At 43.9% G+C, this 17112-nt stretch carries 9 protein-coding genes; 5 read left to right on the top strand and 4 right to left on the bottom strand.

All coding sequences use genetic code 11. The features are described from left to right. The first annotated feature begins 34 nt into the window (after window positions 1-34). From G337_RS0113795 to G337_RS0113785, 3 genes are all read left to right on the top strand, one after another. Window positions 35-1327 (top strand): carbohydrate porin, encoded by a 1293-nt coding sequence (locus G337_RS0113795; RefSeq protein WP_028864416.1) that lies wholly within the window; start codon window positions 35-37, stop codon window positions 1325-1327. A gap of 152 nt (window positions 1328-1479) precedes the next feature. Further along, window positions 1480-4635: a glycoside hydrolase family 3 protein gene (locus G337_RS0113790; RefSeq protein ID WP_028864415.1), complete on the top strand. Its 3156-nt coding sequence runs from the start codon at window positions 1480-1482 to the stop codon at window positions 4633-4635. Between the two features lie 144 nt (window positions 4636-4779). Continuing rightward, window positions 4780-6786, top strand: a complete 2007-nt coding sequence (locus G337_RS0113785; protein ID WP_028864414.1) for a methyl-accepting chemotaxis protein — start codon at window positions 4780-4782, stop codon at window positions 6784-6786. 191 nt (window positions 6787-6977) lie between these two features. Here the strand turns inward: G337_RS0113785 and G337_RS0113780 are convergent, their stop codons facing one another. Then, window positions 6978-7376 carry a hypothetical protein gene (locus tag G337_RS0113780; RefSeq protein WP_028864413.1) on the bottom strand — a complete coding sequence of 133 codons (399 nt, stop codon included), beginning with the start codon at window positions 7374-7376 and terminating at the stop codon, window positions 6978-6980. 429 nt (window positions 7377-7805) lie between these two features. Then, the gene (locus tag G337_RS0113775) at window positions 7806-9413 is read right to left on the bottom strand and encodes a glycoside hydrolase family 16 protein (RefSeq protein ID WP_028864412.1); all 1608 of its coding nucleotides are present in this window, start codon (window positions 9411-9413) and stop codon (window positions 7806-7808) included. Between the two features lie 497 nt (window positions 9414-9910). On the opposite strand from G337_RS0113775, the gene G337_RS27750 reads away from it, so the two are divergent. Both G337_RS27750 and G337_RS0113765 read left to right on the top strand, forming a co-directional pair. Continuing rightward, a complete protein-coding gene (locus G337_RS27750) occupies window positions 9911-11776 on the top strand; it encodes a hypothetical protein (protein ID WP_051303256.1) in 1866 nt (621 codons plus the stop codon). A 201-nt stretch (window positions 11777-11977) separates the two neighbouring features. Beyond that, complete coding sequence (locus tag G337_RS0113765) at window positions 11978-13852, top strand: glycoside hydrolase family 17 protein (RefSeq protein WP_028864411.1); 1875 nt, start codon at window positions 11978-11980, stop codon at window positions 13850-13852. Between the two features lie 405 nt (window positions 13853-14257). Here the strand turns inward: G337_RS0113765 and G337_RS0113760 are convergent, their stop codons facing one another. Next, entirely contained in the window at window positions 14258-15358 is a 1101-nt protein-coding gene (locus G337_RS0113760) for a glycoside hydrolase family 16 protein (RefSeq protein WP_028864410.1), read from the bottom strand. Window positions 15359-15524: 166 nt separating this feature from the next. Continuing rightward, window positions 15525-16493 (bottom strand): MalM family protein, encoded by a 969-nt coding sequence (locus G337_RS0113755; protein WP_028864409.1) that lies wholly within the window; start codon window positions 16491-16493, stop codon window positions 15525-15527. Window positions 16494-17112: the final 619 nt, after the last annotated feature.

The raw sequence follows: 17112 nt of genomic DNA, 5'->3' as shown, positions 1-17112 counted from the left end.
AATACACGGAAAGCAATATAATTATGGAGTTACAATGAAACTATCAAAATTAACCCTGGCATGTCTTCTTGCAACATCGGGTCTTTCAGTTACTAGTGCTGCTCATGCAGATACAACCGATGGTATGGAATTTCACGGCTACTTTCGTTCCGGCGTGCTGTTAAGCGCAGAAGATGACTTTAAACGTTCAGCATGGCAGGGCGGTAAAGAGACACTAGGTCGTCTGGGTCTTGAAGCCGATAATGATATGAATTTTGAGCTGGTAAAAAAATGGGCATTCGATGACGGTAAATCTATCCGCATTCATGTTGCAGTAGCCGGTACGGGTACCGATAAAGCGCTGGGTTCTTCAGTTGATGCCGATTCATCAAGTAACAGTATGGGCTTCGGGCAGACATATGTTGAATTTGGCGGTCTGACAGAGACAGGTACTTTCTGGGCCGGTAAACGTGATTACGGAAAAGACAACTATATCTTTATGACAGATTTCTTCTACACGCAGATGTCTGGTTTAGGTATTGGTGTGAATGATTATGAGATCGGTGATACTAAGTTTGATTTCGCTTATATGACCAGTGATAGAAATAATGCTGATGGACGCCCTTACCCTTGGGGGTCAACAAATACCAATAACATTATGCATTCTGTTCATGTCGGTGCAAATTTTGGTAGTTTCGAGCTGCATGGTCAGATTAAAGCTATGCCTGATAACTGGGATGAAGCGGGTAACGAATATGCCGAAAAAGGTTATGATTTAACGGGTATTGCTCACCTTGACAGTTTCCTTGGTCTTCCAGGAAATGGTTTCTCTAAAGTAATTGTTCAGGCTGGTAAAGGCTTAGGCTCCAATCAATTGTTAGGCGGCACACTGAATGTCTACAACGGTTATGTTGCCGGCGGACCAGGTCCGGATCAAATGACTTATATTGACGAAGATGATGTGTCTGCGCGTTTCTTACTTTGGGGGGGGTACTTCCTGGAAAACGGCATTAATCTGTTCCCTGCGCTGCAGGCTCAATACAATGATAATGATGACGGCAGTTCAAATTACTGGACATCAGCAATGATTCGTCCAACCTTCCCTGTTTCCGATAATTTCATGATTGCTACAGAATTTGGTACGCAGTATACCCACTGGGAAAGTGCCACGGGTGAGGAAGGAAGTGGTAATAATGCTAAAGCGACTATCGCACCAACCTGGATTATCGGCACGGGCCAGGGCCCTGCACCTGAAATTCGTCTGCTGGGTACTTACCTGAATCACGCCGCAACTAACGCTGGTGATGATGATTTCATTGTCGGCCTGCAGGCTGATATGTGGTGGTAAGAATTAAATAACGTTTAATTTTCAAGGGCTGTCATTCATAGAGTGACGGCCCTTTTCATTTTATTAATATTGGAATAGTTATATTTATGTTCTTTAGTAAAAAATTGATGTTATCTGTGATTGTGTCCGCTGCTGCCTGCTCAGCCTGCACCATGTTAGAGAGAAATGATTCAGTAAGCACAGTAACAGAGCCTGAACTCCCTTATTTTGCACAGTGGCCGGAGGTGAAAAGTGCGGTCGGTAAAGATCCTGAAATTGAAAAAAGAATAACAGAAATACTGGCACTAATGACGCTTGAAGAAAAAGTCGGGCAGATGATTCAGCCGGATCTGCGTGAAGTGACACCTCAGGAAGCAAAAGTCTATAAATTAGGCTCACTATTAAACGGCGGCGGCGGCTGGCCTAATAATAATAAATACTCTAGCGCACAGGACTGGGCGAAAGAGTCAGATAAATACTGGTTAGCTTTACAAGAGGCTTATCAAGGACGAGGGTTTAAAATTCCATTTATGTGGGCGACCGATGCGGTTCATGGCCACAATAATGTTTTTAAAGCGACCGTTTTCCCGCATAACATTGGTTTAGGGGCTGCCAATAATCCGGATCTTATTTATGAAATCGGCAAGGCGACCGCGCTGGAGATTGCCGCTACCGGTCTTGACTGGACATTTGCACCGACGGTTGCTGCTCCGAGAGACTACCGCTGGGGGCGTGTATATGAAGGTTACTCAGAAGATCCGCAGATTATTTATCAATATGCCGGACGTATGGTTGCCGGTATTCAAGGCGGGGCCGCCGGGCTTGCCGGCGACAGTCATGTTATTTCCAATGTAAAGCACTGGGTTGGTGACGGCGGGACGCAGAACGGTGTGGACCGAGGCGAGAACCATTACTCAGAAGATTATTTACGTAATATTCATGCTGCCGGGTATTTTTCCGGATTAGAAGCGGGTGCCCAGGTGGTTATGACCTCATTTAACTCCTGGCATAACGAGGCCAATTATGACCAGGCTGCAGAGGGCAAGTACAATAAAAAACTGCACGGCAGTAAATATCTGGTCACCGATGTGCTTAAAAACAGAATGGGTTTTGACGGGATTGTTGTAACAGACTGGAACGGCCAGAGTGAAATCAACGGGTGCAGCGCTGCAGACTGTCCGGCTGCGGTCAATGCGGGCAATGATGTGTTTATGGTGACAGCACGAAGTGACTGGCAGGCATTTTATCATAATGTGATTGCACAGGTTAATGACGGTACTATTGCATTATCACGTATTGATGATGCGGTAACACGTATTTTACGCGTTAAACTGCGTGCTGATTTATGGAATAAAGCTAAACCGTCTGCACGTCCACTTGCAGGGCGCCAAGAACTGCTTGGTTCAGATAAGCATCGCGCATTAGCCCGCCGGGCGGTAAGTGAGTCGCTGGTATTATTAAAAAACGGCGGCAATATTTTACCATTAGCCGACAATCAGAAAATTTTAATCGCAGGCAGTGCGGCTGATGATATCCAGAAACAAACCGGCGGCTGGTCATTAACCTGGCAGGGCAGTGAAAACACTATTGAAGATGATTTTCCTGGTGCAGTAACCCTGCAGAGAGCATTGCAGAGTGTGGTCGGCAGTGAAAATATCATTACAAAAATTAGTGACGCTGACGAAAACACCGTGGCGGTGGTGGTTATCGGTGAAGATCCCTATGCTGAAATGTTTGGTGATATAAAAGCCAATAAGACATTAGAATTTTCGACTATTAAACCCTCTTATCTGGCTGATTTAGAAAAAATCAAAGAGCTTAAAGCCGCCGGCTTGAAGGTTGTAACGGTTTTCTATTCCGGTCGTCCGCTTTATGTTAATGAAGAAATCAATCACTCAGACGCGTTTGTGGCGGCCTGGCTTCCCGGCACTGAAGCGGGGGGGATTACTGATGTATTGTTTAATAAACAGGGTATGGACTTCAGCGGGCGTTTATCATATTCGTGGCCGATGAAAAAATGTTCAACAACGATTAACCGCGCCGCACCTAATATCCCTGACTATCTAACCCCGGCAGCCGAGCAGGATATCAGCGGCGAGCATAAACCATTATTTGTTTATGGCTACGGTCTTTCTTATGATGCAGTTCTTTCCTCTGAGCTGGATTTAAATAATCTGCCTCTGGATCCTCGAGATTTTGGTTGTGGTCAGAATGCACCGGATAACGGTACTGCATCAAGTAATATGGAAATTTTCGGCCGTGACTCCTCGGCGGAATTTACACCAAGGATCGGCGGGGATGCAAACGGCTGGGCTGGTGTAGATGTTTCCAACGGCAGTAAAACTTCAATTGGCGGTTTAACAACAACACCCATTAACTACAAACATCAGCAGGATGCATTAAATGTGCTGTTTGACGGAAAAAGTGCCGCGCAGCTGTATATGCAGACGACGAACGGCTTAACCCTGGATAAAAATGCCTATGCGAATGCGGATTCAACACTGCAGTTCGATATTCGTATGATCAAAACACCAGCAGCAGACACTAAAATTGCAATGCATTGTGAGTGGCCCTGTTTAGGTGAAGTCAAAATGAATGACTTTTTACCCGCTGTCTCCAATGAATGGTCAAGGATTAAAATTCCGTTAAGCTGCTTTGCCGAAAAAGGCATGGACTATTCGTTATTAAATACCGCCTTCCTGATAACGACTGCGGGGAAAGCTGAGTTTGATTTAGGTGAAATCCGTTTTGTGCCCCGCAGTATTGATGCCGCTCCTGAGCAGCTTAGTTGTGCATCTTTAACCGAGCAGCCGCTCCTTCCGTTAGATGAACCCATCTCTATTCTTTGGAGTGACACCTGGAGTCCGAGTGTTTCAGTATGGAGTGCGCATACAACCGACTGGAGTCCCGCTGCGGATCTTATCAGCATCGAAACAGTCAGTGATAACGGTGAGACAGTGGTGAATGTAAGCTACCAGGCCGGCAGCCCGGAAACAGATAAAGGCGTGGTTATTTTGAGTGGTAAAACACAAAATTTGACTAACTATGCAGCAGAGGGGACGCTGCAGTTTGAACTGCTGGTTAGTGATTACGGCGCAAATACAGACGGACTGGTAGTTAAAATGGAGGGCCCGGCCAGCAGCGGCCCGGAATATTTCCTGCCGGCTGTTCCTGCTGGTAAATGGACTGCTGTTTCAGTACCGGTTAACAAATTAGTTACTGATGAAATCATCAAAAGAATTGCTAAACCCTTTGTCATATTACCTGCCTGGGCTAATCCCCAGGCGGGCGTCAAGTTTAGTTTTAAAAATGTCCGCTTAGTTAAATAAAAGGGGATAAGAGGAAAGAGGGCGCCTCTTTCCTCTTATTAAGCTTCAGTATGACCGCTTATATAGCCAAACTACTTATTATTCAGGATCTTTATCTAGGTGGTTTGGGTATATACCTCTTCTCCCGGAATGGAAATTAGGAATATGATAAAAAATAATAAACAAACCTCGGTAATAAAACGCATGTATGGCGGATTTGCAGTGATGGTGCTGCTGTTTGTGGCAACCGTTCTTTTAATGTTGAACGGCACAAGCCGTATTCATAAACAGCTCGAGTCGGTGAATATGGATGCGCTGCCGGTGCTTACTTTCGCCAACCAAACTAGTGTTAAGTTATTAATTGCAGACAAAATATTTAAAGATTTTCTAACCAGTCAAGATGCGCAGCGTATGCTGGATTACGAGAATAAATTCAGCCTGGCGCAGCAGGATTTTAGTGAAGCGCTGCTCAAATTAGCTGAAATTTCAGCTGTTCATTCTGCATTGAACGATCAGTTAAGTGAATTACTCGCGCTGGAAGAGCGTTATTTTTCTGAATCCAATAAAGCGATGGCTAATTATAAAACCCAGCTGAATGCGCAGCTGCTGCGACAGAAAACCGCGCGCCGTTTCCAGAAGTTACAGACAGATTTACGCTTAGGCATGATCGAATATATTAACGACAAAGGAACGGATACGGTTAAATTATTAGCTAAAGGTTATTTCGCTAAGTTAAAGTCGATAGAGATAATTACTTCAGATGCATTGTCTAGTGAAGATATCGGTAAAATCAGCAAGGCGATGAAAACAAACAAACGCAGTGTCACGCGCCTAAAGTTTGCTTATCAGGGCATTATTACTCAGCTGCCGGGTTTTAAGGAAGAGTTTGATAAATCAACCATGCAGTTTATTCAGGACGCGGGGCAGAAAGGCGGTGTCCTTGATCAGCATTTTAAATATGTACAGGCGCGAAATCTTTTGTATGACAATATTTCGGTGCTTGCCGCTGAAGTTGACCAGGCAATGACCATCCTTGAAGCGTTTCGCGCAGAGGCTGATCAACTGATGAGCGGCGCGATTGATAATGCTAATCAGATCTATCTAGATGGTTATACTCAGGCGATCCTGATGGGGGCAGGGGTGACAGTATTTCTTCTGTTTCTTGCCTGGTTACTGGCACAAAATGTGCGTAAACCCCTGGTTTCTATTCTTAAAACACTTGAGGCCTTAACTGCGGGGGATATGACTCAGAGAGTTCACGGTAATACATTTATCGAATTCAACCAGCTTAGTGCGCATATCAATACCCTGGCGTCGAATCTGCAGGATATTCTTAACAAATTAAGTTCTACCTCGGGTAATTTGGCGGAAGTGGCTGCGCAGAATCAGTCGACAATGAGTGAGTCGCAGGTGCGTCTTAATGAACAGCGCCAGCAGACTGCATCGGTTGCCGCCGCTATGACGGAGATGGAGCATTCCGTGAAAGATGTTGCAGCCAGTGCGCAGAGTTCCATGGATAAAGTGCGTGATGTTGAAGCCGCTGCACAGACCGGGCGGGCTGTGATGAGTGACAATATCTCTACCATTCACCTGTTGTCTGAGAATCTTGATGAGTCGGTTAAAGTGGTTTCAACGGTTCAGGATATGAGCAGTGATATCGGCTCTATTTTAGATGTTATCCGTCATATTGCAGCTCAAACCAATCTATTAGCACTGAATGCCGCTATTGAGGCCGCGCGTGCCGGTGAACAGGGCAGGGGATTTGCGGTTGTCGCAGATGAGGTCCGGGTGCTGGCTGAGCGAACCACTAAATCTACGGCCGAAATTGAAGATATGATTCAGAATCTGCAGCAGAAATCCGGGCAGGCATCAACAGTCATGCAGTCCTGCGTCAGTGAAATGAATAAAAGCTTAACCCAGACATCTGATGCAAATAGTGCGATGGAAGAAATTCAGGCGAATATAATTGAGATCAGCAAAATGAGTTACCATATAACGCACGCCGCGGCAGAGCAAAGTTCAACAACCAACTCCATTGCACGCAGCCTGGAAGATATTAGCCGGATAGCTGACAGCAACAGTTTATCAATGGAACAGGTTGCGCAGGTGAGCGCTGAACTAGATCAACTGGCGCATCAGCAGAATGACTTAGTGCATCGCTTTAAAGTCTAGAATAATTAAATTGACAGTAAGTCATCACTTACTTGTTAAGGTGTTTATTAGAACTATTGTTAATAACGAATAAACTCCGAACTGAGCCGTGCGGGGGGATTCGTTTTTATTGTGGGAAATTTTCTATCGCTGCAGGTGAGTGCTTACTGCTTGTTTTAAAGTCTACTACTGTCTCGGCGGTTATAATATTATTACTCATTGTCGCCGCTGAGCCAGCAGTCTTCTATATGCTCACGTTTCTTTTTGTTAATTTCGGCGCCGTTAAATTCATCACTCCAAAGCAGATCCCATGATTCACTAAGCGTTAACGGCTTAACTGCAGGTATAAGCGTTTCGCAAACGGGGGGCTTAACTGTGTTATCAGCCGTTGAAGCTTTGCTGTCAGAGACAAAGCCTGCCAGTGTTACTGCTAATGCAGCTGTAATTTCGATGAGAATATTTAATTCTAAATAAAGTAAAAGCCAGCTTATGGAGAATACAAAAAGTAAGCCGCTCAAACAATATATAGACTGTTTTTTTGCTTCAGCTGCATTAATGCGTGCTGCGGCAGAGGCTGAAACAGTATGTATTAGGGGCTGTTGATCTTTCAAGGTTGTTTTTGCAACAGTTTGCTGGCTATTTATACAAGGCAGAGTCTATGTAGTGTAGTTATTCTACATAAATAGACGATAACGCAGTAGAAATTGTCAGCAAGCGTTGCCCTTCGGGTTCATCTCAAAGCGTTTTGCTCTTTGTTGAACGAAATTTACTTAGGTGACTAAGCTACATCTCGTTCGTCGCGATCAAAACGCTTTGAGATAGAACAAAATTCAACCGGTAAAGATCAACAGCCCCTAATGCAGTCGTTAAATAATTATTTTGATCGGCAGACATTAGCTGTTACTCCGGCTGAAATTGACAGGGTTATCTATACTGCGTGCTGAAGCATCAAAGTAGATTAGGGCTGTTTAAATAAATAATGTGGTTGATTCATTACTGAATACAACCACATTACAGTTAGTTTTCACTTTAATAAGCGTTTACTCAGGCGCATATTCAAAACGAATATTATCAACTTTTAAGGTCATTACACCTAAAGGTTCAATAACCAGTACGTTGCTTATGGCTTTGATATCAGCCTGGTTTCCAGCTGAAAATCTGTTGCCGCCGGCAATTAAATCAGCAACATTAATACGTACTTCGCTCCACGTGCCTGCAGGCGGCTGTATGACGCTGATATCACTCGCTTTAGGCCAGCCGCTGTCCATTTTTACCAGCAGTTCGGTATCACCTTCTGTGCTTTCTACATTCAGATCAAATACCAGTTGACCGCCGTCCATCCAGTGGCTGAGATCTGTTTTAGGTGCACGTAAATAAACATTACCAGCTTCACCGCTTTTAGTTATTTTCCACACTTTACCTCTACCAGCTTCTTCAACTTGTTCTTGAGTGACCACTTTGTCAGGATTGTAGCCGTCAAAAGCCATGCCGACACTTAACTCATCCTTGTAGACATCAAAAACAGGGCCCTTGCCGAAGTTACCGTCACCTATCAGAATTTCAGGCTCCGGAGTACCTTCAACTAATTTAGCCTGATCAGAAATACTTGCACAGCCTTTGCCTTTCCATCGGTCTGCTGAACATCGGTAAACACGCACATAATCAATGGCTAATGTTTGCGGGAATACAGACGAATCGATACCGCCGTTATTTGCATTCGCCGCCCAGTTGCCGCCGACTGCAAGATTCAGGAGCATATGGAATTTCTGATTAAAGGGCGCATTTTCGCCTCCGCTTACAAAAATCCCATCCTGCATATGCTGGCTGTACCAGCCGTCTTGTTTTTGTGTTGCAAAATGGACATTATCAACATACCAGCGGATTTCACCTTCCTCCCATTCGATGGTATAGGTATGAAAGTCATCGGCTGGATTAACGCCGTCCGGCAGATGTGTCGCCTGACCTGTAAATACATTGTCCGGCCAGGGTTTACCATAATGCAGGCTGCCGAATACACGTGATTCTAACTCGCCTTCAGGCGCGCCTGTTTCAGTCGAAGGTGTTTTCAGATTAACCGCTTCCATAATATCAATTTCACCAGACGCCGCCCAGCCGCCGTAAACCCAGTCAGTCGGCAGCATCCAGATCGCAGGCCAGGTGCCTTGACCAGAGGGCAGTTTTGCGCGAACTTCGAAACGTCCATATTTCCAGCTGCCTTTTCTCACGGAGCGCAATTTAGCCGATGTATAAGGCAGGGTTCTAGTACCCGGGTTGCCGTCTGCATTATCAGGGCCGGTAAAGCTTCCTTTTTTAGCAACAATATTCAGCTTGCCGTCTTTGACAAAAGCATTGCTGTCACGACGGGTATAACACTGCTGTTCATTGTTGCCGCCGCCCCAGCAGTCCTCTACACGCTCCCATTTCTTTTTATCAATTTCGCTGCCGTCAAATTCATCACTCCAGAGTAAATCCCATTTGTCACTAGGCTGCAGCGGCTCGGCTGTCAGGACAAGTGCTTTCGGGGTTGATGTTTTTTCAAGCACATCATCTGCTGGCGCAACTTTGCTGTCAGATGCACAGCCTGCCAGTGTTACTGCTAATGCCGCCGCTGATATTTTGAATGCCGGGTATGATGCTGTTCTTTTCATTTATCCTTTCCTTATATGGATGAAACGCATTGTAAGCGCTTTCTTTATAGCACTGTTCTATTAGAGTTAAAATATAACCGTTCATATAAACAGCAATAACATCGCTATTTGAGAGCTGTTTCACAACTGTTTTTGAGTGAACAGCAGTTTTTCTCTGAAAAAACTGTAAAAAATGGTTATTAAATATCTGTTTTTGGCAAAGATCCTATGATTTTCAAATTCACATTGAGTTTGTGACCCAAATCAATGAAAGCGCTTACCTTTGTGATTCGGGGCACTATTTGCCGAAGTTTTGTCCTATATACTCGTTTCGTAAAGTGATTAACTGAGTTTCAGGTGGTCAATGACAGCTCTATCTAACTAATAGAGCTTAAAGGGGTTGAAACTGATTTAGTTACTTTTTATTAAAGCAAAAAAGAAAGCGGTTACTTTAATGAAGGTTTGTTTGTCAAATATCAATAGTAAAACATACATTAACTCGAAAGGAACATATGGAAATGAAAACAATTAAAGGTTTTAAGTTAGCAAACGCAGTACTTGCAGCGTCTTTAGCATTAGCTTTATCCGGATGTGCAGATGATCCGGTAATTACTGCTGCCGATTCGACTGCTTATCCGGTTGTAAACCCTGTTACTGACCCGCTTACAGATCCGGTTACAGACCCGGCTGCCGATCCTGATTTAGGCACCAACAATGTCACTATTTTTTCTGATGCGGCTAAATCCGGCTGGACGACATTTGACTGCTGCACTGAATCACAGGCAGCCTTCCCGATTGAAACAAGCGGCGGTCACGGCATCGTTACTGAGTTTTCGATTGGTGATTACGCCGATACGGTTTTAGGTTTTAGAAGCAGCACACCGCTTGATGTCAGTGCAATTTCAGCGACAGGTACGCTGGATTTAGATGTGAAAATTGTCACTGCTCCCACGGCAGAGTTAACCAGAGCAGTAAGTACGACACAGTGGTTTGTTAAACTTGAGAGTAACGGCGGCAGTGATGCAGAAGGGGCCAGTGGCGAGAATGCACAAGTTGAAATAACAGCACTAGAAATTGGTGTATGGAAAAGCATCAGTATTGACCTGTCAGAGCTGGCAAATCAGGGGCTGGATCTTACATCTATTGATAATGTAATGATTTTCCCTGAGTGGGGACAAGGAGCGGGCAGTGTTTATCGTGTAGATAATATAGTCTTCAATGAAAATGCGGTTGATCCAGTTGTTCCAGTTGTTCCAGTTGTTCCAGTTGTTCCAGTTGTTCCAGTTGTTCCAGTTGTTCCAGTTGATCCAGTTGATCCAGTTGACCCTGTTGATTATGCGATTGATTTTGAAGGTACACAGCTAACTTGGGTTGAATTTGAAGGCGCGGCCGCCGTTGAGTTTGTTGCTAACCCCGTTAGTGACTCGGCAGTTAACTCTTCAGCAACAGCAGCTAAGATTTTAACTCCACAAGCAGGTCAGGCATGGGCCGGTGTCAATACAGCGGATTTAGAGGCGTTCACTTTAGACAGCAGTAACAGCATTATTAAAATCATGGTTTACAAAGACACAATCAGTGATGTAGGTCTTAAGCTTGAGCAGGATAACGGCGACGGCATGGGATCCGCTGGTGAGATCAAAGTCGCCAATACTAAAATCAATGAGTGGGAAGAGTTAACTTTTGACTTCTCCAGTCATGTCGGTCATGAACAAACACAGAATATCACTGGTTTTGTTGTTTTCCCTGACTTTGCTGAACGAAGTGCCGATACGACTACTTATATTGATAATGTTTCATTCACGGGAAATTCAGTTGACCCGGTTGACCCAGTTGACCCAGTTGACCCAGTTGACCCAGTTGACCCAGTTGACCCAGTTGACCCAGTTGACCCAGTTGACCCAGTTGCTGTTGTTAATTTTGAGGGAGATTCTCAGTTAGCTTGGAGTACCTTTGAGAATACTGATAATCCAGCGCTTGAGTTTGTCAACAATCTAGATACGTCTGGTATAAATACTTCAAATACAGTTGCTAAGTTTACCGCCCGGGCTGATGGTGCTCGATGGGCTGGAACACAAACTTTCGAATACACTCCCTTTACATTAGATGCAGGTAACAGCATCGTGAAAATAATGGTTTATAAAGAGACTATTAGCCCTGTTGGTATTAAATTTGCGACTGCATCTCAGTGGTCTGAAGGCGAGCTTAAAGTCAGTAATACCAAGATCAATGAGTGGGAGGAGCTAACCTTTGACTTCTCTTCGCGTATTGGTAATGGAGGTCCGGCAGTATTTACGGAACTAGCTGTTTTCCCAGACTTCACTGACGCAGAAAGAACAGCTGAAACAGTTGTTTACTTCGATAACATTACTTTTTCTGCACAATAATTAACTACTTCGCGCAGTGCTGCTGGTGTTTTTATGCTTAAAAGAAAGCGCTTACCAGTACTGCCTGAGTGAACTTACACTGCTGCTAAATAGTAGATAAACAGCTCAGGAAAAAGAGTACAGGAGTTTAGCCTCGAAACTGATGAAACACTTTAACAGCACAGCATTATGGTCAATAAATTTTTTAAAAAGGGAAGTACAATGAAAGCAAGAAGTTATAAAATATTTTTAGCGGCAGTGATGTCGATATTTATCTCTGCATGTGCAGATGAGCCGACGACAACAAGCGTTGAAACACCCGCTGAAACAGCTGAGGATACATCTTCATCTTCATCTTCATCTGCACTGCAGCCTCAGGTTATAGCTGCAGATGCTCCTACAGCAAAATCTGGTGAGCAGATTTTAGGTAACCCTAATTATCCGGCTATTTCCTACGGAGCCTGGCGTTCTACTACGCGTCAAGCGGGTGCTGACGTGCCAAGTGTTGCAGAGCAGAAAGAAGATCTGAAAATCTTAGCAGCCATGGGCATTAAAGTATTAAGAACCTACAACACTCAAGGTTATCTTGGTGAAGATGGTAAGAGTAATACTGAAAATCTGCTGACTGCTATTGATGAACTGATGACTGAAGACTCAAGCTTTGAAATGTATGTGATGCTGGGTATCTGGATTGATGCATTAAACTCCTGGACCGAGCTGGAGGTTATTCATGATCAAGAAAATCCGGCAAATGCGGATGAGATGGCTGCCGGCATTCAGCTTGCTAAAGATTATCCTGAAATCGTAAAGGTAATTGCAGTGGGTAATGAAGCTATGGTGCATTGGGCGCCGTATCATGTTGCACCGGCTATTATCCTTAATCACGTTAATACGCTGCAGGCCTTAAAGGTCAGCGGCGGCATTAATGAAAGTATCTGGATCACCAGCTCTGATAATCATGCTGTCTGGGCCGCTCAAGGTGATTACGCGAGTGCAGATATGAATGCACTGATTGCCGCGGTTGATTATATCTCACTACACACTTATCCGTTCCATGATACACACTATGACAGTGCTTTCTGGTTAGCCCCTGAAAGTGAAACATCATTAACTGCTCTCGAGCAGGCCGATGCAGCTATGATTCGAGCTAAAGAAAAAGCGCTTGCTCAGTTTAAAACTGCGCAGGATCATATGTTGAGTTTAGATATCGCTCCTAAACCTATTCATATTGGTGAGACAGGCTGGGCATCGGAAACAAATGTAAACTATGGTGATGAGGGCTCTAAAGCCGCAGACGAATATAAACAGAAAGCTTTTTATGACGCAATGCGTGCCTGGTCAAATGAATTTGGTGCTGCATTATTCTTTTTCCAGGCTTTTGATGAGCCATGGAAAGGATCTGCAGATAATACTGGTGATTCAGAAAAACATTTTGGTCTGATTGATATCGACGGTAAAGCAAAATACGTACTTTGGAATATGGTTGATGACGGTGTGTTTGACGGTTTAACGCGTGATGGAAATGCTGTTACTAAGAGTTTTGCAGGTGTTGAACAAGCGGTGTTAGACAGTGTACTGGCACCCGAACCTGCTCCGGTAACTGGCGGGCTGGTAGATGGTGAGTCATTTGCCGTTTCTAATACCGGGTTATCAGCGGTTGCCTGGGAAGATACTTCCTGGATTGCAGAAGAGGGGGGTGTGGTTACTGTAACAACGGCACCTACCGCAGGTACGGCTAAAGACTGGGGCTGGGGAGCTTCTCTTGGACTTGCTGGTAATGCAGGGGAAAATCTAAGCGGCTTTGAAGCTGGTACATTAAAGTTTGATATTAAGGGCACAACATCATCGATAATTAATATCGGTTTCCAGACTGGTTTATATGACAATCCGACAAGACCGCAGACAAATAATTATGTTGTTTTCGGAACCGGCAGTTACCCGATTACAAACGAGTGGGTAACTTATGAGATTGCAGTGACTGATCTTGTTAAGGGATCTCCTGATTTTACAGATGTAACTTCTTTAATTTATTTCAGCGGCAGTGCGGATATTGACGGTGGACTTATTGAAGTAAGAAACATCTCTTTCCAAAAATAATCCTGTCTAGGGCCGCTTATTATAGCGGCACTTTAAAAGGCCTTGAATCCAACAACAGTGATTTAAGGCCTTTTTTGTCTCTATTCTCTGTGTTCCATTCTTAATCTCAATAGTTTAAAGAGTTAAAGAGTTAAAGAGTTAAAGAGTTAATTCCTCCTTTTTTTACTTAACTTCTTTAGTTGTTACTTAAGTCGAATACTCCTGTTGATTTTTATAATGCGTCTAAATCAGAGGAAATAAATTCATTTATATTCACTGAGTGGACAGGCTGGTACTAGCCTGCTGATTATAGCTAGCTATGCCGGCAGTAAATGTTAGGTCTGATAGGAAAGGCTGTGTCAGGAGAAGCTGAATAGGAAAAAGCAAATGCAGCCGGGAGCATTTGCTGTAAGGGCAGGGCTGAAATTAATCCGTTCTCCTCTGACGTCTAACTAAGCCGATTAAACCTAAACACCACAATAGTGAACTGCTTATGCTTCCGCCGCTTTGGCTGTTATCTTGACTGTCTGCTGCCTGAGAGGGGTCAACGGTCTGGTCATCAGCAGCTTGAGGTACATCTATTGTCTGATTCTCTGCAGGTACCTGATCATCATCAGAAGACAGGCTGCCCGGTGTGCTCTCGTTACAGTAGGCTGTGCTGTTTTCATCTGTCGCTGTGCAATGGGCAACATAGTCCACTTCCATAGTTGCTTTGTGCAGATCTGCATCAATGCTGCCGCCTAACATACCGCCTATTGCTACATTAAGCAGCACAAACATCGGCTCTTCATACTGGCTGCAGTTACTGACATCTTGTGAAATAACCAGTGTTTCATCTATATAAAAGGATATCTCATCTTTTGTCCACTCTAACGCATAATTATGCCAGTCTAGTACGTCTGGAGCACCGCCAGTGTAGTGGTGTAAAGTCTCAAAGCCGCAGTCAGATCCGGCATTAAAAAAGTTGGTGATATAGCTGTCAGGTCGATTAGAAAACCATTCCCAGACATCAATTTCGCCTGCGCCGGGATTCGGCCAATGGCTGAAGTCATTATCATTTTTATAGGGCTGTTCCTGGATGCGGTTTTCTAACATCCAGAATGCAGGCCAGGTACCGCCTTCTGAATTATGATAACGAATTCTGGACTCAATCCGGCCGTAAAGAAACTCACTTTTATCCTTGCCGTTTAAGCGCCCGGAGGTCCAGCTTTTTTGAGCCCCGCCTAAGCCGGGGCAGCTGATGTTTTTCTTGCGGGCAATAATTTTTAATGTGCCGTTGGAAATGTCGTAATTTTTTTCTGCAGAACTGTCATCATCGGTATAACACTGCACTTCATTGTTATAATTGGCTTGTGTCTGCGCAGTCCAGTTATCCCAGTTAACGCTGCTGCCGTCAAACTTATCGATCCACTGCACCTGCCAGCCCGCGGATACAGGGGCTGTTAAGCAGAGCAGACAGGCTCCGCTCACAATAGTGCGGTATTTATCGGATAAAGAATGCTGTTTTTTTTCGAGCTTATATTCCATTTTAACCTCTTTGACTTGATTTAAAGTAAGCGCTTTCTTTTGCGTTGTTTTATGTGTCGAAGTCGGGCAGAGCAAGGTGTTTACCAGGAAAGTTATAGTTTGATCACAGGAAGGTATTTATGCTTCGGCTTCCTAAATTTTTACCTTCAGGAAGCCGGAGGGCACTTTATTTCTGGTACTTTTTCATTGCCTCAAACAATGCATCACGGGCTTTGTTTGAGCCGGCCAGTTCTGCTTCATCAACAAAACGAAGCGCTTTGCCGGACTCACCGTTTTTAACTGCCTGGTTTATAAGCTCTATAAACATCGCTTCGGTTTCCGGCTGTATTGAGCTGCTGAGCGCTGCTTCGCTAACTGCCTGCGCAGTTACACTTTGCTCAACAAGCAGTGCTTCGGCCTTCTGTCGGCTGTTCTCAGAATCCGTTTTTTCTACCATCTTCTGTGCTGAAGTATGGCTGTTCGGCAGATAGTCAAAGGCGAGTCTAAAGACTCCAACAGCTGTATGTGGAAGAGGCTGATCGAGATGTATTCTGCTGACAATATCAGTGCGGCCTAATGTTTCGGCCGGTGCATAGGGTTCGGCAAGTTTGGTTGTGCCTTTCATCGCCTCTTCTGTTGTAAGTACCAGCAGGTATTTTGCCTGCCTTCCATCTGCAAACATTGCCGGCAGTTCAATTTTTCCGAAGAAACGGTCAACATTTAATAACGAACCGCTGTCGTACTTAATTGTCTCTTCACCATATACCTGCATAGGTTTATATTGTTCATCCAGTATCAAAACTGTCGGTACAAATACGCTGCTCACGATAGGCGCAGATATCGAAATTTTAACAGTTCCATTTGCCTGCGGCAGTGTAAACCCTTGAACAAATGATTTGCCTGTACTGAAGTTAAAGGCCGCATTTTTCTGTGTAATATTGAAATCGAATTTACCCGGCTGATTTATCTGCTGGTAATTCAGTTGATTCAACGAGTCACAGCATAAAGGCGCCTGTTCAAGTGCGCGAAAACTGACAGCGGGATCAATCTGCTGCATCTCTTTAGTGTTAGTCGCGCCGTAATCAACAACCATACTTTTATTGTCAGCGCATGCTGTGGTTAATAGAGCTAAACCAATAGCGAGTATTCTTTTCATTTTCTATTCCTTTTTACTTTTACTCAGTCCTGCATAAAAGAGTATCTGCTGAATAAACGACCGTTATTATTTATGTAGACGTTATAGATACTGCTTGTTTTTTGTTAAACAGCAGTAGTGACAGCTGAACATTAGCGCGAAAAAGCAACAAAAGGAAGCGCTTTCATTTTTGGAGGGCAACAATTTCCTGTTAATTTGAAGTTGTGCTTTTTTAATAAAAAATTAGATGAAGCTGATTTCCTCTAGCGTCTTTTGTTTGCGCTAACAAACTTAATATCTCGACTTAATTTTCATAAACGAACATTTTATAGGCTGATAAAGCTGCTGGTTGTGAATTTGACACAATTCTTCTCACTATGATTTCACCTTTAATTCAAAACTGTAAAATTTACCCAGTTTAAAGGTGAGTTTACGAAGCCGAAGGTAGTTAGGCCTGACTGTAATCTTGAATTTTGAAAAAGATACCTGATTGAGTAAATAAGTTGTTTTTGTCTGTTTTCTTAGATTAGCATATTACCCCTTAGTGGGTGTTAAATATATCTTTATTAAAAATATATCAAATATACAAATGCTTTTGAGTGAGTTGGTATTTTACTTCAATTTAACCACGCACATTACA

It is taken from the genome of Psychromonas aquimarina ATCC BAA-1526, from assembly GCF_000428725.1.
Classification (GTDB): Bacteria; Pseudomonadota; Gammaproteobacteria; order Enterobacterales; family Psychromonadaceae; genus Psychromonas; species Psychromonas aquimarina.
The sequence above is the reverse complement of the archived record's forward strand: the minus strand, read 5'-3'. Positions and strand labels throughout refer to the sequence as shown.